The sequence below is a fragment of the Stenotrophomonas sp. Steno-Z10-HUANG genome (assembly GCF_056393075.1).
This window is the reverse complement of record NZ_JBWJPA010000001.1, coordinates 157123-178145: the sequence shown is the minus strand read 5'-3', so window position 1 is coordinate 178145 and position 21023 is coordinate 157123. Positions and strand designations below refer to the sequence as shown.

Below are 21023 nucleotides of genomic sequence, written 5' to 3'. Positions count from 1 at the left end.
AGAACGCAGCCGGCGGTTGGCGGCGGCGGCCGCCTCAGCGCCAGCGCGGCTGCAACTGCCCGTCGGCGCCGAAACGGTAACGTCCCTCGGCCCAGCCGTCGCCGAACAGGGTCAGCATCTGCGCATAGTAGGCGGGCGCGTCGCCGCGCTGCCGGTCGGGGGTGGGCAGGCTGGCCTGCAGCGACTGCGCCAACCCGCGTTCGCCCTGCGCCAGCAGGTACGGCACCAGCGCGGCGCGGAACCCATAGCCGCCTTCGCCGCTGCCCACGCCGCTGCGGGTGTCGACCTTCTCCCACATCGGGGCGCCGTCGCGCAGCCGTCGCAGCGGTCCGGCCAGCGCCTGCAGCTGCGCCCGGAACAGGCGGTCGCGCGGCGACAGCAGGCCCGCCCACAGGTAGCAGCGGATGGCGTCGTAGCTGCCGCTGGCGCCCCGCACCGGGTCGGCCACGAAGGCGCCGTCGCGCCATGCCGCCCAGTCCGGGGCGAAGCCGTGCGGCGCGGTCTGCCGCAGCAGCTCCAGGGTATTGCCGGCCAGCGCGGACCATGGGCCGTCGCGGTCCACCGCGGCAAAGCGGCGCAGCAGCGGCAGTGGCAGGTAGCTGGGATTGACCCGGGTGGCGCCGTCCTCGACGAAGCCCTGCGGGCCCGGCAGCAGCATCGGCCCCAACCCGGGCAGGTCGACGATTTCGCTGGCGCGCACCTGCGCCAGCATGTCCTGGCCGATGCGCTGCAGCGCCGGGCGATGCCACAGCCGGCCAGCCTCGAGCAGCACATAGGCCAGCCACAGGTCCGAGTCGGCGGCGGGGTTGGCGTCGAGCACGCCCCAGCCGCCCTTGGGATCGCGCCCCCACAGCCAGGCCGGCAGGCGCTTGCCCATGTCGCCGGCGGCAAGGTTGTCCACCGTCCACGCCAGGACCCGGTCGAACAGCGCCTGGTCGTTGTCCACCAGCGTGAAGAACAGTGCGTAGGACTGGCCTTCGGAGGTGCTGCGCAGGTCGTACTGGCTGCGGTCGATCATGCGCCCGTCGGCGCTCAGGCTGCTGTCCACCAGCACCTGCCAGCGCGGCCAGCCGGTGGCCGCGGCGGCGGCCGGCACCAGGCCCAGCAACGGTACGGCCGCCAGCGCCTGCAACAGCGCGCGGCGCGCGGGGTCAGCGGAGTTCGCCATAGGGCACCAGCGGTGTGACCGGCAGCGGCAGGTTGCCCTGCCAGGGCTTGAGGGTATAGCGCAGATACAGCTGGAACGTGTTCGGCGAGTAGTCCTGGCTGCGCTGCACGGTGCCGGCGGCGCCGAGCACCAGATGGTCGCCGAGCCGGCGTTCCAGCGCCAGGTACAGGCGGTGGCCGGTCCCGGTGCTGCTGGCATCGGCGCTGTACAGCCCGGCCGGGTCCAGGGTGAGCGGGCCGTACAACGGCTGCAGCTGGGCCAGCAGCCGGTCGACCAGCGAGGCCTGCGGGAAGCGGCTGATCGAACGGCTGCGCGCGCGCGAAACGCTCAGCGAGGCATCCACCCGCAGCGACCAGTCGTCGTTGCGCCAGGCCAGGCTCGCCGGCACGCTCAGCGACGCGTACTGCTGCGGGCTGTAATAGCCGCCCTGCCCCAGCGAATAGCCGCCCAGGTCGCGCGCATAGCGCCAGTACATGCCGGTCAGGCCGACATCCACCCGCAGGTCGGGGCGCTGCACCAGCTTGTGGTACCAGCCGGCCATCGCGCGCGCGCGGTCGTTGTCCATGACGTTGCGGCCGGTCAGGCGATGCCAGCTCCAGTTCGACCACATGCCGTTGCGACCGCCCTGGTCGTAGCCGAGGCTGAAGGTCACGCCGTTGGCGGTCACCCCGCCCCAGGCGATGCCGCTGCGCGGATCCACCGCGCCGGCCTGCGACAGCAGCGAGTTGGTCATCGGCCGCCGCGACAGCGTCGCGCCCCAGCCGAAGCGGCCATGGTCGCCGTTGACGGTGGCGCCGCCGAGCCAGTTGCCGACCACGTAGCCGGCGGGCGTGTGGCCGATGTCGAAACGCCAGCGGTCGTCGTGCGTGCGCCAGCCCAGGGCCAGGCCCGCACCGGAGTTCATGCGCTGGTGCAGGCGGGTGTCGCAGCCCGGTGCCTGCAGCCGGCTGCCGTCCGCGCGCAGCAGGTACAGCTGGCAGCTGCCGAAGTCCTGGTCGTGGAAACCATTGGCGTCGGTTTCGAAACGGCGCGCGTCCAGCCGCACCTGTTCCAGCCGCGCCCAGCCCAGCCCGCCGGCGAACGGCGCGTCGAGGTGGACGATGCGGGTGTCTCGCGCGAGCCTGGAGATGCCCGGGGTGCCGTCGCTGCGGCGGCCCGCGTCCTGCATCAGCGTCAACGTCGGGTTCTGCTCCAGGTACAGGCTTTCCACGTCGCCGCGCAGGCTGCGCCGCAGCCAGTCGTCGCCGGCGGTCTCGCGGCTGGCGCGGGTCAGCGCGCGGTCGTCGCGCGGCTGTGCCTGCCCTGGCGCGATCAGGCCGTTGTCGGCCATCGCACGCGCATACATGTCCAGCGCCTGCTGCGGGTCGCGGCCGCGCAGCAGCCGCGCGGCATCGCGCCAGGACTGCGGGTCGGGGCCGTCGGCGGCCGCCAGCACCCCGCGCAGGACGTCCAGCGCCCGGGCGTCGTCGCCCAGCGCGGACCAGATCGCGGCGAGCTGCCGCTGCTGGCCGATGTCGCCGGGCGCCAGCACCGGCGGCGACGCCATGCGCGCGCGCGCGGCCGCCAGGTCGCCGCGGTCGATCAGTGCCTGCACGCTGCCCAGCTGCGCATCGGCGTTGCCGGGCTGCGCCTGCAGCACCTGCGCGTAAAGCTGCAGTGCCTGGCCGCTGTCGCCGCGCAGCCGCGCCCAGTCGGCCAGCATCAGCACGATGTCCGCGTCCTGCGGCAACTGCCGCAACAGCGCGACGGCCTCGTCCTCGCGACCGGCCGCGCGCAGTTCCCAGGCGCGTGCGGTGGCCTGCTGCCGGCGCAGGCGCGTGGCCAGCGCATGCATGTCGTCGTCCCACTGCGCGGCGGGAAGCGCGTCCAGCGCGGCCAGCGCCGCGGGGATGCGATCAGAACCGGACAGGTACAGTGCCTGCGCGTAGCGCGCCGCCGGCGTGCTGCCGGCCCTGGCGGCCATGTCGGCGATCACCGCGTCGGCCTCGTCGACCGCACCGCCGGCGCGCAGCGCGTTGGCCTGCGAGTAGGCCAGCCACGGGTCGTCGGGCTGTTCGCGGCGCAGCTCGCGGCCCAGCGCGATGGCCTCGGCCATGTCGCCCGCGGCCAGCGCACGCTCGCGCCGCTCGCGCAGCCGCGCCAGCTGCAGCGCACGCAGCTCATCGGCATACAGCGCGCGCTGGGTCGCCGGAAGGCTGGCGATGTAGGCCTCCATCCGTTGTGGATCGGTGCGACCGTAGAACTGCACCAGTTTGCGCACCACGTTGGCGTCGTTCGGCGCGATGCGCCGTGCGGCCTGCAGTTCGCGGCTGGCCGCGTCGTCGTCGCCGCGCGCCACCGCCACGTCCACCAGCCCGAGCTGGGCGTTGATCTCGCGCGGCTGCTGGCGGCGCGCCTGCGCGTACAGGGACTGCGCGCGATCCAGCTCGCCGGCTTCCAGCGCGGCATCGGCCTGCTCCATCACCAGCCAGTAGCGGGTGCTGGCGATCAGGTCGCGCCACTTGTCGCTGTTGCTGGTATCGGCCTGCAGCTGCTGCGCCTTCTGGAACTGCGCCAGCGCCGGTTCGCGCTGGCCCTGGCGCATCAGCGCCAGCCCCAGCCCGCCGTGGAAGTCGGGCTCGTCCGGGAAGCCGGCCAGGGCCTGGCGGAACGCGGCCTCGGCCTCCGCGTTGCGGCCGGCGTCGAGCAGCTGCGTGCCGCGCAGCCCGGCCAGCCAGGCCGGGTTGCCCACCCGCCTGCGCTGTTCGTCGTAGAGCCTGCGCGCGTCCTCCAGGTGCACCCAGCCGGGATAGCGGGCGATGAAGGATTGCAGCCGGCGTACGTTGGTGGCATCGGCCTGGCGCGCGGACAGGTAATCCCATTCGGCGTCGGCGGCATAGGTGAGCGCTTCGGGGTTGTTGCCCATGCGCTGCAGCGCGGCCAGCGCCTCGCCGTCGCGACCGGCGGCGAACAGCAGCTGCGCCAGCGTCTGCAGCAGCGCGGTGTTGCCGGGATAGGCCTCGTCGAGCGCCGCCAGGCGGCGGATCGCCAGCGGCCGGCCGGCCGCTTCGGCGCCGCGCAGGCGCCAGTATTCCAGGCCCAGCTGCATGCCCGGCGGGTCATCGTTGAACAACCGGCGGTAGATCGCCAGCGCCTCGGCGTTGCGTCCGCCGGTGGCGAGCATGCGCGCCTCCTGCAACTGCGCTTGCAGGTCGCCACGATACGCCGACCACAGGCGTTCGCCGGCCGCCAGCTCGCGGCTGCCGGCGCCCACCTGGCGCAGCCGCGCCAGGGTCGCGGTGGCGTCGTCGATCTTCTGCTGCGACAACTGCACTTCCAGGATCGCCAGCATGGTGGCGCGGTCGTCCGGCGCCAGCAGGCGCAGCCGCGCCAGGGCGTCCTCGATCAGCCGCTGGCGCCCGGTGGCCTCGCCGATGCGCACCTGCTGCAGCAGCCATTGCCGCTGCGAGGCCAGGCTGCCTCCCGGGGTGGGCGGCAGCGCCTGCGCGCCCGCCTGGCCAACCGCGGCCAGGCCGACCAGCAGCGCCAGCGGCAGCGGAAGCCGGCGGCTCATCCTTGGTCCGCCGCTTCCAGCCGGCGCCGCGACACCCAGCGCAGCGCGCGCCACAGCAGGAACGCCACCATCAGCACCACCACCGTGGCCAGCACCGCCAGCAGCACCGGATGGTCGGCCAGGTGGTACCAGAGCAGCAGCCACCAGGGCAGCGAGCCGACGTAGTAGTGCTCGCCGACGAACTGGCTGTGGATGCCGGAACTGCGCAGGATCGATACCGAACCGGCAATGGCCTCGCGCTTGCCGATGTCGCTGAGCGCGTCGTCGAGCAATGCGTAGTCCGCGTCCTTGCTGGCGGCCAGCGAGACGATGCTGCGCTGGGCGTGGTGCGGCGACTGCAGGCCGATGATGGCGGCGAACGGCGCGTCGGCGGTGACGCCGACACGGTTGATCGCCGCATCGCTGCCGCTGCTGCCCAGGCGCGCCTCGATCACCGCTTCCTGCGGCGAGCCCACCCGGCCATTGCGCAGCGTGGTGCGCTGGTTGTCGATCATCAGCGACAGCTGGTCGCTGCCGCGCAGTTCCTGCGGCAGTTCGCCCAGCATCAGCACGTCGGCGTCCAGCCGCGCGGCCTGCTTCCAGTCATCGCTCACGCGCAGGCCATAGGCCGGATAGCCGCTCTGCACGCCCAGCCCGCCGACCAGGTTCAACAGCAGCCCGACCTGCGCCGGGTTGGCGCGCGGCGGCATCAGCACCACCGTCTCGGACAGGTCGGCCATGCGCGTGAACGGGAAGCCGCTGAGCGCGAACGCGGCCAGGTCCGGCAGGCCCATGTAGTGGTGGAAGCCGGAGAAATCGATGGTCGAATCCTCCTCGATCGCGGCCTGCAGGTTGGGCGGCAGCACCGTCTGGCAATGGTCGCGCTGGGCGCTGCCCATGACGCTGGCGAAGTTGAAATCGAAGCGCAGCTGGTTGCGGTCGCCGATCTTCAGCGCCGGGATCAGCAGCTTGCCGTCGCCGGCGCCGGCATCGCCGCTGAGCACCGGTAGCCGGATTTCCTCCAGGCCCTGCTTGCCGGACCGGCGGATCAGCGGGAAGCTGGAAATGAACTGGTCGTTGATGCCCACGCTCAGGCGCGACTCGTCGCTGCTGAACGGCGGCGTATAGCGGTAGCGCAGGTTGAGCGGGATGCCCTGGTTGCGCCAGATGAACAGGTCCGGCGGCAGGTTGAGGTTGAGCACGATCGGCTGCGGCGCGATGCCGCTGGCGCGCAGCTGCTGCGGGTAGTCGAGCAGCTCGCCGAAGCGCACGGCGCGGTCGGTGCGCACCCAGTTCGGCGCGTCGTAGGGCTTGCGCGGCGCCAGCGGCTTGACCTCGTCCACCTGCACGCGGGTCCCACGGAACAGCACGTTGCCGGCGGCGATGGCCGACACCGCGGTCTGCAGGTCCGCGTCATTGCGGCCCAGCACCAGCAGCAGCTTGCGCTGCGGGTCATCCGGCAGCGACCGCAGTTCGATCACCGGCCCCTGCACCGGCGCATGGTCGGCGATCACCGAAGGGAACCGCCCGTTCACCGCCATCACCACCGCGTGGCCCTGCGCCGGCAGCCGGTCGAAACTGACCGGGAACCGCGCCTGCCGCCACCAGCCGGCCATGCTGCCGAAGTACGACGCCATCAGCGCGGCCGCGCGCTGCTGCGCCACCGACGGCGACCCGGCGAACACCACCGGCAGTTCCAGCCGCGCGCTGTCGCGCGGATCGAAGAACGGCAGCGGGAAGTTGGCCAGGTCGTCCTGCATCGCCAGCGGCTGGCCGCCCAGGCGCAGGGTGCTGTTGCTGGACAGGTTGACCCACAGCGAGCTGTGGGTCGGCTCCTCGCAGATGTCGGTGTAGTGGCCGACGAACTCCAGCCGCACCTGGTTGAAGTCGGCGATCAGCCGCGCGTCCAGTGGCACCTTGGCCTGCACCGGCCGGCCGAGCTGGTCGTTGCCGATCGGCACCACGTCCATCAGCGCGTCGTTGAGATAGACCCGCAGGTGCGACAGCGTCGGCAGCAGCGACGGCGACGGGGTGAAGGCCAGGTCGAGTTCGGCCACGCGCACCAGGCGGTCGCGGCGCACCTGGAACTCGAAGGTGGTGGTGTTGCGGATGCCGGACAGCAGCGTGTCCTGGCGGCGGCCAAGCTGGGCCAGGGTGCTGGCGCGCTGCCACGGCCAGGTGGCGCCGGCCCAGACCGGCCCCGTTGCGGCCGCAGCCGATGGCGGCGGCGTGATCGCGGCGGCGCCGGGGGCTGGCGTGGCATCGGTGGCCGGGGCGGCGGCCGCCGTTGCCGCCTGCGACGCACTGGAACCATTGGCGACCGGCAGCGCCAACAGCGGCAGCAGCAACCAGCGCAGCGAAGTGGAAATGCTCATGGACGAAGCCCCGGGTCAGCGGCTGGGTCAGCCGGGTAGGAAGGAAGCGGACGTTGCGGCGCGAAACTGGCCACCCAGCGCATCGCGCAGCGGCTCCAGTGCATCGGCCGGTCGAGATCGATCGGCGCGAAATCGCCGATCCGGCGGTAGCCCTGCCAGCCGAGCTTGATCACGCTCCACAGGCTGCGCGGCAGGCTCATCGGCTGATAGCCGGCGTGCCAGTCCAGCCAGGCATCGGCGCGGGCGAAGGTGCACTGCACGAACTCCACCCGCTGCGATTCGTCGTCGAACCGCAGCAGCAGGCCCAGGCGCGCGCCGACGCTGCGCTGGACCACCGCGGCGAACGCGAACTCGCGGCGGCCGCGGCCGAGCAGCAGGGTCACCGCGGTGCCGGCGGCGAGTTCCTGCGCGGGCGCGCGCGCCAGCTCCAGGCCGACACCGTCGTTGGAATAGTCGTGCATGACCCCGCGCAGGGTGCGCCCGTCGGGCAGGCGCAGCGCCATCGGCAGGCGCTGGCTGACGCGATGGGTACGGCGCACCTGCTGCACTTCGGCGGCCACCGCCAGCGCGCCGCCGACGATGAGCAGGTTGTACAACACCCACAGCGAACTGACGATCACCGTGCCGCGCTCGTCGGCCGGGCCGTGCAGGAAGCGCCACACCGCGAAACCGAGCCCGGCGACGTTGAGCAGCGCCAGCACCAGGTAGGGCTGGGCCACCTTCCAGTCGAAGCGGTCGCCGGCCTGGGTGCCGCCCTTCTCGGTGACGTTGAACTTGCCCTTGGCCGGGCTGAACAGCGCCACCGTGGTCGGCCGCGCGATGTACCAGGCCAGCACGGTCTCGTAGACCTCGCCCCAGAACGGCCGGCGCCACTGCCCCTGGATCCGCGAGTTGGTGAGGTTGGCATGCGCCATGTGCGGCAGCACGAACAGCAGGATCGCCACCGCCGGCGCGTAGATGATGTAGACGTGCAGCAGCAGGAACGCCAGCGGTGCGGTCAGGAACACCAGCCGCGGGATGCCGGCCAGGAAGTGCAGCATCGCGTTGGCGTAGCAGAAGCGCTGGAACAGGCTCAGGCCCTTGCCCAGCAGCGGGTTGTCGATGCGGAAGATCTGCACCATGCCGCGCGCCCAGCGGATGCGCTGGTTGACGTGGGCGCCGAGGCTGTCGGTGGCCAGGCCCGCGGCCTGCGGAATGCGCAGGTAGGCCGAGTTCCAGCCGTTGCGGTGCAGGCGCAGCGCGGTGTGCGCATCCTCGGTGACGGTCTCGGTGGCGAAGCCGCCGATATCGTCGATCGCCGCGCGCCGCAGCACCGCGCACGAACCGCAGAAGAACGCCGCGTTCCACAGGTCGTTGCCGTCCTGCACCAGGCCGTAGAACAGCTCGCCCTCGTTGGGGTCGCGGCGGAACACGCGCAGGTTGCGCTCGAACGGGTCCGGCGAGAAGAAGTGGTGCGGGGTCTGTACCAGCGCCAGCTTCGCATCGCGCAGGAACCAGCCGGTGGTGACCTGCAGGAACGAACGCACCGGCAGGTGGTCGCAGTCGAAGATCGCCACCAGCTCACCGTCGAGCTGGGTCAGCGCATGGTTGAGGTTGCCGGCCTTGGCGTGGCGGTTGTCGCTGCGGGTGATGTAGTTGACCCCGGCCTGCGCGGCGAACGCGCGGAACTCCGGGCGCCTGCCGTCATCGAGCAGGTGGATGCGCAGCTTGTCCGCCGGCCAGTCCAGGCCCAGCGCCGCATTCACGGTGTGCCGCACCAGCGACAGTTCCTCGTTGTAGGTGGGGATCAGCACGTCCACGGTCGGCCAGTCGCGCGGATCGGCCGGCAGCGCCGAAGGCTTGCGCTGCAGCGGCCACGCCACCTGCACGTAGCCCAGCATCAGCACCAGCCACGAATAGGTCTCGGCCGCGAGCAGGACCACGCCGCAGGCCAGGTCGAAATCGTTGTTCCAGTTGAGCGTGGCGGTGTAGCGCCACCACAGGTAGCGGCACGACACGGTGATCGACAGCACCACCAGGATCAGCGTGGCGTAGCGCCCCGGCATGCGCCGCACCAGCAGCGCGATGCCCCACAGCAGCAGCACGAACACGAACTGCGCGAAGTAGCTGAACGGCTGGGTGACGCACAGCAGCGCCAGGCCCAGCGTGGCCACGCCGACGCCGTACGTCAGCCACCGCCGCGTGCGCCTGGACAGCGCGCCCAGGGTCATGCGCGCGCGCTGCCACGCGGCGCTGTTCCAGACCCGTCGCGGCAGCCCGCGCATCGTGTCCAGGTACCGCCGCCAGCCGCGGTCGGCGGCGCCGCGCAGGCCGGCGACATGGCGGCGCCGGGCCGCCGCCAGCCGGTGGCGGCGATGCGAGGTCTGCGGGGTGATGCGCACCAGCAGCAGCCAGCCGGCCTGGATCAGCATCCGCAGCGGGTCGCCGAAGCGCCAGCGGCGGTAGACCCGCAGCTGCGGGAAGGCATCGGGCAGGCGCGGCGCCAGTGCCTGCCACGCCGGCCCTTCCAGCCGCAGCAGCGCCCAGCCCATGGCCTGCAGCAGCCACAGCAGCCACAGCGTCGGCAGCGGCGCCCGCGCGGCCTCGCGCAGTTGCGGCCAGCGCAGGTAGCGCATGCGGCGCGGCCTCATGGCGTCCGTCCCGCGCGCGCGCGCAGGCGTCCGCGCTCGGCCAGGCACCACACCGCCAGGCTGGCGACATCGGCCACCGCCTGCGCGCCATCGGGGTCGGCGCCCAGGGGCCGCTTGCGTGCCAGCGCGGCCGCCACGTTGGCGTCCTCGTGCAGCGGTTGCGGCACCAGCGGCGGACCGCCGTCGATCCACAGCTGCATCAGGTCGCGCTGCACCGCCAGCGCCGGGTCGTAGCGGTTGCACAGCAGCCGGCGCGCATCGTGTGCGCGCCGCTGCAGCAGCACGTGGCAGCCCGGGTCCACCGTCGCCAGCCGCAGCGGCAGTGCGCAGGCGGCGTGCTGATTGACCGTGTCGACGTGCGCTTGCAGCCGCTGCGGCAGGTCGAACAGGATCCAGTCGAACTGCGCGGCCAGCAGCGGCAGGCGCTCGGCCCAGAACCGCGGCGTGCGCCGCAGCCGCTCCTCGATGGTGGCCACCTCGGCGTCGCTGGCGTGCCCGTACGGCAGCAGCGCCAGCCCGGGCAGCGCTTCGAACGCCGCCTCGCGCCAGTCGCCATCGTCCAGCCAGGCCCGCGCCCAGCCGCGCGCCTCGGCGGCGGGCAGGCCCAGGTGCAGGCCGAGCAGATGGTCGGGGCTGCACTCGACCAGCAGCACGCGTTCGCCCTGCGCATGCAGCGCATGGCCGAGCGCGGCGATCATCGTCGTCACCCCGACGCCACCGCGCACGCCCTGCAGGGACAGCGTGGTACTCATCGCCGCGGCTCCGCCGCCAGCTCGGCGAACAACGGCCAGCGCGCAAGCGCCTGCGACCGCGCGCGCTGCGCGGAGAAGTCCAGGTACGGCAGCTCCGGCATCTGCAGGTGCGCGCGCAGCACGTCGATGTCGTCCTGTTCCGAGGTCAGGCCGGCGGGCAGCCGGTTGCCGGTCATGGCGTGTCCTCCGGATAAGGGGTCCACGTCGGGCTGCCCTTGAGCTGCAGCCACGGCTTGCCGTCGTACTCCATCACCTTGGCGCCTTCGTTCTCCGACACCGACGGGGTCGTCGGCAGCCCCTGCAGCAAGCCGTCCCAGTTGCGCTCGTCGGCGCTGGCCTGGGCGTTGAGCGCATAGATCCGCGCCACCAGTTCGGACAGCGCCAGGTAGCTGCTCGGGGCGGTCACGTGGCGCGGACCGGCCGCGGCCGGGATGCCCATGCCGACCAGCTTCACCCCCACCGGGACGTGGGTGATGGACGGGCTGGGGATTTCGCGCATGCCCGGGATCTGCATGCGGTCGCCGTGCAGCGCCGCACCGTGCTCGGGCACCACCACCACCACCGCGCGGCGTCCGTTCTTCTCCAGCGCGTCGATGAACCCCTGCAGGTCGCCCAGCACCATCTGCGCGCGCGCCTTGTAGTCGCTGGCCATCGCGCGCCCGTCGGCACCGACGATGCGGTTGCCGTCATGCAGCGAGATCGTGTTGTAGAACAGCGCCACCTGCGCGCTGGAGGCGGCCTGGCGCTGCTTGAGCCAGCCGCCCAGCACGTCGCCGTCACGGCGCAGCGGCGACTTGTCGAAGGCGATCAGCGCGCGCGGATACCCCTCGATCGGCAGCGGCGTGGCCGCCAGCCCGCCGTAACGGGTGAGGTCGCCGATGAAATCGTCGAAGTGGCCGTCGTGGTTCATCGCCAGCTCGTTCTGGAACCCCAGCGCCTGCAGGTTGGCGAACAGCTGGCACTGCGCCGGCACCGGGTCGAACAGCGCGGTGTGCGAGGTCTGGCCGCAGCTGGCGCGCAGCAGGCGGATCGCCGCCGGGCCGCTGTAGGAGGTGGCCGAGTTGAACGCGTCGAACACCACGTCCATGCCGTCGAACAGCGGGTTCTGGCGCAGGCCCACTTCCTCCAGGTCGCTCCAGGCCAACGAACAGATGTTGAGCACGATCACGTCGAAGGGGGTGCCGCCGTGGGCCGGCGGGAAGGCGGTCTTCAGCCCGGCCTGTTGCTGGTAGAAGCCGGCCAGGTAGGCGTCCAGGGTCTGGTTGTTGGCCGGGCCGCCGCGCGCGGCCGCACCGGCCCCGCCGGCGCCCTGCGCTGCGCCGGCATCGCCACCACCGGCGGACTGCAGCGCGGCCGGCAGCGGCAGCGCCATCGCCGCCATGCCCAGCATCCCCAGCACGCTGAGCGTGGTGACCCGCAGCCACGGCTTGAGCAGCAGGTAGCCGCAGACCAGCAGCGCCAGCAGCGCGACCATCTGCCAGTTGATGAAGCGCCCCAGCAGCTCCAGCCAGTACGAGGCGGAGAAATCCAGCACGCCGGGCTGCGCCAGCAGGCGCTCGAACGGCGGCCACCAGGTGTCCTGGTAGTACAGCGCCACCGCCACCGGAACCGCGACCACGGTGCGCGCGATGCGCGCGCCGCGCCACGGCAGCGGCACCAGCAGCGCCGCCAGCAGCAGCAGGTTGGGCAGGATGTGCAGGTCCAGCGCGCCCATCCAGGCGAGGATCACCTTGGACAGGAAGTACAGGTTCCAGCCGCGCAGGTCCGGCCACGCGTGCGGCGTGGCGGTCGCGGCGGCGGCGGTGCGGGCCTCGCTCATGCCGGCCCCCGCGGCGCATCCCGGCGGCGGCGCTCGCCGACCCGCTTGAGGTAGCGCGGTGGCAGGCCGCGGCGCAGGCGCGCGCGCAGCGCGCGCAGGATCGTCCCGAGCATCACGCCCAGCGGAATCATCACCAGCGCACACGCGGCCACCAGGCTCCATACCTGTTGGTCGTTCATCCTTCCCCTCCCAGGCGGATCGGCCGCGGCGCCGTCCATGACGGCGCGGGTGCCGGCGGCACCGGCGGCGCCTGCAGCGGCGGCGGCGCGGCAAGCCCGCCGCCGGCCGCGCTCATGGCGGCGACGTCGTGCCCGGCCTGGCGCTCGTAGCCATCGAACAGTTCCCGCCAGGGCAGCCGGAACAGGTTGCCCAGCGCGCGCTCGATACCGTCGCCGCGGCAGGCGAACAGGAACAGCCACACCTGGCCGGCGTACATGCAGGCGAAATCGCCGCGGCGGCGCATCTGCAGCTGCTGCAGCGCATGCACCGGGCTCAGCCCGGCGACCGGCTGCAGCACCAGCACCGCGCTTTCCACCGCGCCACCGCCCTGCTCGAGCAGTTCGCCGGCCAGCTGCCGGAATTGCGCCGGGGTGACGATGCCACCAACGTCCGGCGGCCGGTGCAGGCGAATCAGCCGTTCCGGATCCTGCGGCAGGCGCCCCTGCCAGAGCTGGCCCTGGATCGTTTCCAGCAGGGTCAGGAAACGCGCCAGCGGCAGGTTGGCCGGCGCCACCAGGCTGGCGCCGGACTCCAGCAGCAGGCGTTCGTCGGCATAGCGCAGGCACGGCTGCATCTCGCGCACCACCAGCTTCAGCCCGTTGCCGCGCTCGCTGCGCAGCTGGAACACGATGCGCGCCAGCGCATCGACATCGGCGTTCTCGGCGATCGCCAGCACCACCGTGGCCGCCTGCGCCTGCAGCGCCGCGGCGACCAGCGCCGACCAGTTTTCGAACAGGCGCCAGGCGGCGGAGAACGGCGGTGCGCCCTCCAGCGCGTCGGCCTGCGCCAGGTAGAGGAAGCGGTCGCCGCCTTCCTGCGCCAGCGCCGCCGCCATCGCGCCGTCGCCGGCGCCGATCACGCCGAGCCGGAAGCCCTGCCAGCGGGCCTCGAAATCGCGATGCGCGAACACGCCCTCGGCGTTGCTCCAGTAGTGGACCAGGTATTGCAGCGCGCCGCGGTGCGGGTACAGCTGGGCGACGCCGCTGCACAGCGGGTTGAGCGGCAGCAGGCGCGGCGCCAGCGTGGCCACCTCGCCATGGCACAGCAGCAATACGCAGTGGCTGCCGGCGGCGGCCCAGTCGTGCAGTTGCCTGCACCAGCGCGCGAGGTGCGGGCCGTGCAGGCCCTCGAGCGCGATCGCCGGCACCTGCACCACGCACAGGGTACGGCGTGCGGCGGCGCAGCGCGCCAGCTCGGCCGGCAGTGCGCGGACCGCCGGCGCCAGGTCGGCCACCGCCGCTTCATGCAGGCGGATCCGCGCAGGCCCCTGGTGGACCGCCAGCGGCGCCACCATCGATGCGGGGGAGCGCCCGAGCGCGGCCACCACCGCCAGCGGCACGGCATCCGCGCCGGCCAGGACGCCGGCGGCGAACAGGTCGGCGTGGCCCGCATCGGCGCAGGCGATCCAGTACACCCCACCCGCGCGCAGATGGGTGAGTTCGTGCTGCAGACCGTCGATGGCGAGTGAAATCATCTTCAAATCGTTTCCCAGTCAGCGGCCAGTTTGCAGGTCGCCGCGCCGCGTCCCCCATCCCTCGCGGGAATCCTTGACCGTTGTCACATTAACCCCGTGCGGGCCGCCGGCTCAATGTCACTCGCTCACGGCCGGCCTCACGCGCACCGGCCGCGCATGCCCCCGCAGGGCCGCCGGGCCCCGCGCCGCTGCGGTTCTCAGGGCGCCGGGGGCAGGCCGAACACCTGCCGCAGATAGGCCAGGTAGCCCGGGTCGTCGCACATGCTCTTGCCCGGCGAATCGCTGAGCTTGGCCACCGGTTGACCGTTGCAGCGGACCATCTTGATGACGATGTTCAGCGGGGTCGGCCCCAGGTCGTTGGTCAGGTGGGTACCCACGCCGAAGGCCACCTGGCAGCGGTCGCGGAAGTAGTCGTACAGCCGCATCACTTTCTCGATGTTCAGGCCATCGCTGAACACCAGGATCTTGCTGGAAGGATCGGCGCGGTTGGCCTTGAAGTGCGCCAGCATGCGGTCGCCCCATGCGAACGGGTCGCCCGAGTCGTGGCGCACGCCGTCGAACAGCTTGCAGAAATACATGTCGAAATCGCGCAGGAAGGCGTCCAGCCCGACCACGTCGGACAGCGCGATGCCGAGGTCGCCGCGGTATTCGCGGGCCCACGATTCCAGCGCGGCCACCTGCGAGTCGCGCAGCCGCGGGCCCAGCGCCTGGAACGCCTGCAGGTACTCGTGCGCCATCGTGCCGTGCGGGGTCATGCCGTAGCGGCGGGCGAAATACACGTTGCTGGTGCCCACGTACTGGGCACCCAGCGCATCGCGCAGCAGCGGCAGCATGTGCGCGTGCCAGTCGCGCGAGTAACGGCGGCGGGTACCGTAGTCGGCGATGCGGCAGTTGCCGAAGCCCGGGGTATCGCGCAGCAGCGCGGTCTTGGCGCGCAGGCGGCGCTCGCCCTCGGCGAAATCCGGGGTGCTGGTATTGCGGAACCAGACCTCGTTGATGATCGCCAGCAGCGGCACCTCGAACAGGATGGTGTGCAGCCACGGGCCGGTGATGTCCAGCTCGATCTCGCCGGGCACGCTGGCCGAGGCGCGCAGGTCGATGTACTTGCGGTCCAGGTGGAACAGGCCGAGGAAATCGGCGAAATCCGGCTTCACGAAGCGCAGCTGGCGCATGTAATCCACCTCGTCGGCGGCGAAGCGCAGGCTGCACAGGTGGTCGATCTCGGCGTTGATCTGGTCCAGGTGGCGGGCCAGGTCGATGCCGGGGGTGCGGCACTTGAAACGATACTGGACGATGGCCCCGGGGTGCTGGTGCAGCACCGCCTGCATCATCGTGAACTTGTAGAGGTCGGTATCGAGCAGGGACTGGATGATCATGCGCGCATTATGCGCCGCCTCCGGTCCCGGCCCGGGGGCCGCCGCCGCGGCGGCCTCCCCTGCCCCGCGGGCCGCGGGCCCGGCCGGGGCCGGGGCCGGGCACGCGGGCAGCTGTCATTCGTCCGCGGCGTAGGGCGAGCGCAGCGGCTGCGGCTGCCGGCCCAGGCCCGCGCCCAGGCGGTCGAGCAGGAAGCGCAGGTACACGTTGGTGCCGAACTGGCGGTAGTCGCGGGCGTTGTTGAACTCCATGCGCCCGCCCAGGAACAGCTGGGTGGACAACTGCCATTCGGCCGCCGCGCTCAGGTTGTAGGACACCCCGGTCTTGGTCTGGCCGCTGTAGACCGGTTCGACATAGCGCGGGGTCAGGCCCAGCAGCGCGGCCAGCGACGCGGCGTCGTAGGCCGCCTGCTGCATCGCCGAGTCCAGCGGGAAATAGTCCGCCGGATCTTCCTTGAAGCTCTGCACGCCGACGCTGGCGTCGACCTGCCAGGCCAGCCGCTGCGCGGCGCTGCGCCCGTTCCAGTGCAGCGGCACGCCCACGTCCACGTAGCGCTGCGGGCTGAAGTAGCCGCCATGGCCGTAGGTGAAGCCGCTGAGGTTGCGGTCGTATTGCATCGCGGTCAGGTTCAGGCCCGCGGTCAGCGACTGGTTCGCCGTTTCCAGTGCGTGTACGTAGACGCCGGCGCCCAGTTCCTGGCGGTCGTTGCCGGCCACGTGGGTGCCCTGCAGGCGGTGCCACGCCAGGCTGGCGTAGCCGCCGAGCAGGCCGTTGTCCACGGTCGCGGCCATGCGCGCGCCGGTCGCGGTCACGCCGCCCCATTGCAGGCCGTTGCGGGCGTCGCTGACGCCGGCGAAGGACAGCAGGCTGTCGGTCACCGCGCGCCGCGAGGCCTCGCCCGACCAGGTCAGGGTATCGCCGACGCGGCCGCGGTAGCCGACCCCGCCGACGATGCCGGTTTCGCCGAAGCCCAGCGGGGTGGTGCCGACATCGACGTGGAAGCCGCCCTGTTCGAAGCCCACCGACAGCCCGGCGCCACTGGCGTCCTGCGAACCCAGCCGGCGCGCGCCGGCGGCGTTGGCCACCATCGCATACAGCGTGTCCTGGAACGCCAGCGGCGTCTGCGCGGCGCTGCTGCCACCGGCCAGTGCCTTGAGCTGCGCCTGCTCGGCGGCACTGAGCCCGCGCAGCAGCGCGGTGCTGCCCAGCACCTGCCGGGCGATATCGGCGATCGGGGTGTTGCCGAGGTCGCGGCCCAGCATGTAGTCCGGCAGCGGATCGGCGTACAGCAGCTCCAGCGTGGCCTTGCGGCGCTCGGCCGCGGTAAGGGTGGCGTCGGTCTGGTTGAACAATTCCTGGTAGCGGCCGCTGTCCAGCGCGCGTTCGTAGATCAGGTTGCGGGTCGCGGTGGTGGCGCCGTTGGTCAGCAGCGCCTGGTACAGCGACGAGCCGACCAGGTCGTCGACCGGGGCGCGGTCGGCGGCCAGGGCCCCGGACAGCGCCAGCTGCGGGCCGGCGCCGAAGCGGCTGGCCGAGGCATAGGCGTCGTCGACCCGGCCGGCGTCCAGCACCGTCGGCGTCACCGCCACCTGCAGCTTGCCGTCGCCGACGCCGAAACGGGCCTGCAGCGGCACCTGCAGGTCGGCCAGCTGGCCCAGCCCGGCTTCGCCGTCACGGTTGCGGTAGGCGGCGCCGGCGGCCAGCGCACTGCTGCTGTCGGCGCGCAGTTCGCGCAGTTCGTCGATCACCCCGCGGACCGGGGCCGGCGACATGCCGGCCGGCGCGGCCGGCGCCGCGCCACGACGCGGTGCCGGGATGGCCGCGGCGGGCACCGCGGGCACGGCGGACGTTGCCAGCACCGGGGCCGGCAGGCCGTCGGCGTCGACCTGCGCGGGCGGCAGCATGGCGGTGGCCGGCGGCGTGGCGGCAAGCGCGGCGACGCTGGCCGGCAGCGGCGCCGGATCGGCGCGCAGCGCGGCCGGCCGGGTGTTGCCGCGGGTGATCCCGGCGAAGGGATTGAAGGCGCGGCCGGCGCCGGCCAGCGCGGTGCTGGCGTGCGGATAACCGTTGTCCGGCTGCCCCGCGCCGCGCGCGGCGGCGGCGATGGCGGCCTTGAAGTAGCTCTCGGCGCGGCGGTTCTTGCCGGCCGCACGGTAGACCCGCCCGGCCGCGGCCAGCACCTCCGGCGATTGCGGCGCGCGTGCCAGCGCCTGTTCCAGGTAGTGCTCGGCGGTGCCGAGGTCGCGCATTGCCGCGGCACTGCCGGCCGCGGCCAGCATCGCATCGACGTCGCCCGGCGCCAGCTGCAGCAGCTGCTGGTACAGGGCCAGCGCCTGGCCGTGGTCGTCGGCGGCGGCGTACAGCCGCGCCAGCGCGGCAATGGTCTGCGGATCCTGCGGCTGCTGCGCCAGCACCGGCGCCAGCACGTCGTAGGCGCCCTCCAGGTTGCCGAGCTCGCGCAGCGCATCGACCTGGCGCAGCACGTAGCCGCTGCGCAGGGCCTGCAGGCGCCTGCGTTGCGCCGGGTCCAGGCTGGCATCGCCCAGCTGCCGCAGCAGGGCCGCCAGCTCGGCGTCCTGGCGCGCGCGCAGCAGCACCTCGCCGTACTGCAGGCGGTTGTCCACGTCCGGGTTGCCCTGCATCAGCCGCTGCGCCAGCGCCAGCGCGCGCGGCTGGCTGCCGATGTCGGCGTAGGCCCCGGCCAGGGCGGCGGCGATGCCGGGCTGGTCGATGCGTTCGCCCAGCGCCGACTCGGCGCGGGCCAGCAGCAACTGCGCCTCGCCGACGCGGTTGCCCTGCAGCAGGGTGCGCGCCTGCGCGGCCTGCAGCTGCACCCAGGCGGTGTCGTGCAACGCGCGCATCTCGGCATCGCGCGCTGCCGCGGGGATGCGCTCGAGCAGCGCCCACGCACCATTCCAGTCGTTGCGTTCGCGGGCGAACAACGCCTGCGCGAACAGCGACTGCGGCGCGTCCGCGTCCTGCGCGCGCAGGCCGGCCATGATGCCGTCGGCCTGGTCCGGGCGCCCCAGGCGCTGGTAAAGACGCGCCAGCTCCAGCCGCAGCCAGGGATCGCGTGGCTGCTGCAGCACCGCGTCCTCCAGTTCGATCTGCGCCATTTCCAGGCTGCCCGAGGCGATCGCCTGCTGCGCGCGTGCGCGCGCCAGGGTGGCACGCAGCACCGCGGCACCGCCGGCACGTTCCTGCTGCTCGGGGGTGAGCCGCTCGAACACGGCGGCGGCTTCGTCGGCACGGCCCAGCCGGCCGAGCAGCGTGCCCAGCCCCTGCAGCGCGCCAGCGTTGCCGGCATCCAGTTCCAGCGCCTTGCGGTAACTCGTCTCGGCCGCGGCGGCATCACCGGCGCCCAGCAGGTCGCCCAGCAGCACGTACCCGGTGGGTTCGGAAGGCTGCAGCGCGATGGCTTCGCGGACCTTCGCCGCCGCGTCGGTTCCCGGCTGCCGCCGCACTTCCTGCAGGGTCTGCCAGTAGCGGGCGGCGTTGGCCGCACCGCGCCATTTGCCATTGGCCGCGGCCGCCGGGCGCAACAGTTCGGCGGCTTCGCCGAACCGCTCCTGGCGCAGCCGCACCGAGCCCAGCCCGCCCATCGCCTCGGTGTTCTTCGGCTGCGCCCGCAGCACCTGCGCGAAGCGCGCCTCGGCGACGTCCAGGGTGCCGCCCTGCAGGGCGCGGAAGCCCTCGCCCAGCAGCCGCTGGTTCGGGTCCGGCGCGGGCTCGGCACGCACCGCCTGGTCGCGCAGCTGGGCCTGGCGCGCGGCGATCTCGCGGTCGTCCGGCTGCAGCTCCAGGAACGCCTGGAACAGCGGCGCGTCGGCCCGGGTGGCGTTGAGCCACAGCAGCGCCTGGCGCCAGGCGCTGCGTGCCGGCCCGGCGGTATCCGGGCGCTGGCTGAGCGTCCTGAGCTGGGCGATGCCCTCGCGCCGGCCCGGCTCGCGGTAGGTCAGCACCTGCGCCAGGGCCAGCGCGGCGGCAGCGTTGTCGGGCTCGGCGGCGACCCGCCGACGCAGGCCGTCGCGCGCCCGCGTCCAGCCGTCCTGGGTGCCGGCCAGCACCTGGTAGTACTCCAGCGCGAGCGTGTCCGGCGGCCCACCGGCGCCGAAGGCCTCGTCATAGGCCTTGACTGCTTCGGCATAACGACCGGCCGCCGCCGCGCTGCGCGCCGCCTGCAGCGAACCGCCGGCGGCGCTGCCGCCGCCCGCCAGCGCCGCACGCAGCCGCGCGGTCTGCGCCGCCGACGGATGCCGCGACTGCAGTTGCTGCAGGCGCCGCTGCGCTTCCGCGCGACGCCCCTGGTTGAGGTCGATCAGGCCCAGCCCGAGCAGCGCGTCGGGCTGCGCCGGGTCGGCCGCCAGCAGCTTGCGCCAGGCATCGGCGGCCAGGTCCTCGCGGCCCTGGTCGAGCCAGTAGTTGCCTTGGTTGACCAGCTGCCGGGTGGAGGCGGCATTCTGGCTCCAGGCCGGCGCGGTCAGTACGCACAGGCCGAGCAGGTACAGCGGTTTCAGGTTTTTGCGGAACATGTCGTACTCCACGCGGGCAGCAGGCGCCCGTCGGCAGCGAAACGGAAACGGCGGTCCATCCAGCCGCGCCCGAACAACACCAGGGCGCGGTCGTAGTAGCCAAGGGCGTCGGCGGCGGGGCCTGGCGCGGGAATGCGGCTGGCCTGCGCATTCGCCATGGCGCTCTGGCCCAGCGCCGACAGGTACGGCAGCAGCGCGGCGCAGAAGCCGGCCGGCGCGGCGCCGTCGGCGGAACCGCTGCGGGTCTGGATCTTCTCGGCGAAGCCGCCGCGCGCGCGCAGCAGCCGGGCCGGCCCCGGCAGGGCGTCGAGCAGGCGCCGCCGCAGCGGTTCGCCGGGGTCGGTCATGCCGGCCCACAGGTAACAGCGGATGGCGTCGTAGCTGCCGACCGCGCCTTTGACCGGATCGGTCACGAAGGCCTCGCCGTTCCAGGCGATCCAGTCCGACGCGAAGCCGACCGGCGCTGCCGCGCGCAGCAGCGCCACGCTGCGCTCGGCCAGCCGCGCCCACGGGCCGCGCGGGTCGACCATCGCGAACCGGCGCAGCACGAACAGCGGCAGGTAGCTGGGATTGAGCAGCCAGCGGTCGCGCTGCACGAAGCCGCGGTTGCCGGGCAGCAGCATCGGCCCGAAGCCCGGCAGCTCGACCACCTCGGCCGTGCGCATCAGCGCCAGCACCTGGCGGCCGGCCTGGGCCAGCCCGGGGCGGTTCCACAGGCGCCCGGCCTCGAGCAGCGCATAGGCGATCCACAGCTCGCCATCGGACGCGGTATTGGCGTCGAGCACGCGCCATTGCCCGTCAGCGGCGCGCCCCCACAGCCACGCCGGCAGGTTGAGGTCCGGGCGTCCGCCGCACAGGTGGCGGCGGGTCCACGCCAGGATGCGGTCGAACAGCACCGGGTTGTTGTCCACCAGCGCGAAGAACAGCGCATAGGACTGCGACTCGGAGGTGCTGCGCTGGTCCGGGTGGGAGAAATCGATGACCCGCCCGTCGTCCTGCAGGTGCCGCTGCACGAAGCCCTGCCAGTCGCGCCACGCCACGCCGCAGGCGGTCGCCGCCCGCAGCGGGCAGGCCGCGACCGCCGCGGCCGCGGCGATCAGCCCGAGCAGGTCGCGCCGGGACAGCATGCGCGCGGCAGCCGGCGCCAT

The 21023-nt window shown here is 72.9% G+C and carries 12 protein-coding genes; all 12 read right to left on the bottom strand.

Features of this window, described 5'->3' with window-relative positions:
• Positions 1-34: 34 nt before the first annotated feature.
• The gene (gene bcsZ / locus AC06E6_RS00805; RefSeq protein WP_478059937.1) at positions 35-1168 is read right to left on the bottom strand and encodes a cellulose synthase complex periplasmic endoglucanase BcsZ; all 1134 of its coding nucleotides are present in this window, start codon (positions 1166-1168) and stop codon (positions 35-37) included.
• Positions 1152-4721, bottom strand: coding sequence for a cellulose synthase complex outer membrane protein BcsC (gene bcsC, locus AC06E6_RS00800; protein WP_478059935.1), 3570 nt, complete (start codon positions 4719-4721; stop codon positions 1152-1154). Before bcsC ends, bcsZ (AC06E6_RS00805) begins: the two co-directional genes overlap by 17 nt.
• Entirely contained in the window at positions 4718-7075 is a 2358-nt protein-coding gene (gene bcsB, locus AC06E6_RS00795) for a cellulose biosynthesis cyclic di-GMP-binding regulatory protein BcsB (protein ID WP_478059934.1), read from the bottom strand. Before bcsB ends, bcsC begins: the two co-directional genes overlap by 4 nt.
• On the bottom strand, positions 7072-9705 hold the full coding sequence (gene bcsA / locus AC06E6_RS00790) for a UDP-forming cellulose synthase catalytic subunit (protein WP_478059933.1): 2634 nt from the start codon (positions 9703-9705) through the stop codon (positions 7072-7074). The genes bcsB and bcsA overlap by 4 nt, the downstream gene beginning before the upstream one ends.
• On the bottom strand, positions 9702-10457 hold the full coding sequence (gene bcsQ / locus AC06E6_RS00785) for a cellulose biosynthesis protein BcsQ (protein WP_240213267.1): 756 nt from the start codon (positions 10455-10457) through the stop codon (positions 9702-9704). The genes bcsA and bcsQ overlap by 4 nt, the downstream gene beginning before the upstream one ends.
• Entirely contained in the window at positions 10454-10633 is a 180-nt protein-coding gene (gene bcsR, locus AC06E6_RS00780) for a cellulose biosynthesis protein BcsR (RefSeq protein WP_161613778.1), read from the bottom strand. Before bcsR ends, bcsQ begins: the two co-directional genes overlap by 4 nt.
• A complete protein-coding gene (bcsG, locus tag AC06E6_RS00775; protein WP_240213268.1) occupies positions 10630-12276 on the bottom strand; it encodes a cellulose biosynthesis protein BcsG in 1647 nt (548 codons plus the stop codon). Before bcsG ends, bcsR begins: the two co-directional genes overlap by 4 nt.
• The gene (gene bcsF / locus AC06E6_RS00770) at positions 12273-12455 is read right to left on the bottom strand and encodes a cellulose biosynthesis protein BcsF (RefSeq protein ID WP_240213269.1); all 183 of its coding nucleotides are present in this window, start codon (positions 12453-12455) and stop codon (positions 12273-12275) included. Before bcsF ends, bcsG begins: the two co-directional genes overlap by 4 nt.
• Entirely contained in the window at positions 12452-13969 is a 1518-nt protein-coding gene (locus tag AC06E6_RS00765) for a BcsE family c-di-GMP-binding protein (RefSeq protein WP_478059929.1), read from the bottom strand. Before AC06E6_RS00765 ends, bcsF begins: the two co-directional genes overlap by 4 nt.
• A gap of 197 nt (positions 13970-14166) precedes the next feature.
• Positions 14167-15345 carry a nicotinate phosphoribosyltransferase gene (gene pncB, locus AC06E6_RS00760; protein ID WP_293765276.1) on the bottom strand — a complete coding sequence of 393 codons (1179 nt, stop codon included), beginning with the start codon at positions 15343-15345 and terminating at the stop codon, positions 14167-14169.
• A gap of 114 nt (positions 15346-15459) precedes the next feature.
• Complete coding sequence (locus tag AC06E6_RS00755) at positions 15460-19875, bottom strand: cellulose biosynthesis protein BcsC (protein ID WP_478059926.1); 4416 nt, start codon at positions 19873-19875, stop codon at positions 15460-15462.
• Positions 19857-21023 carry a cellulose synthase complex periplasmic endoglucanase BcsZ gene (gene bcsZ / locus AC06E6_RS00750; protein ID WP_478059924.1) on the bottom strand — a complete coding sequence of 389 codons (1167 nt, stop codon included), beginning with the start codon at positions 21021-21023 and terminating at the stop codon, positions 19857-19859. Before bcsZ (AC06E6_RS00750) ends, AC06E6_RS00755 begins: the two co-directional genes overlap by 19 nt.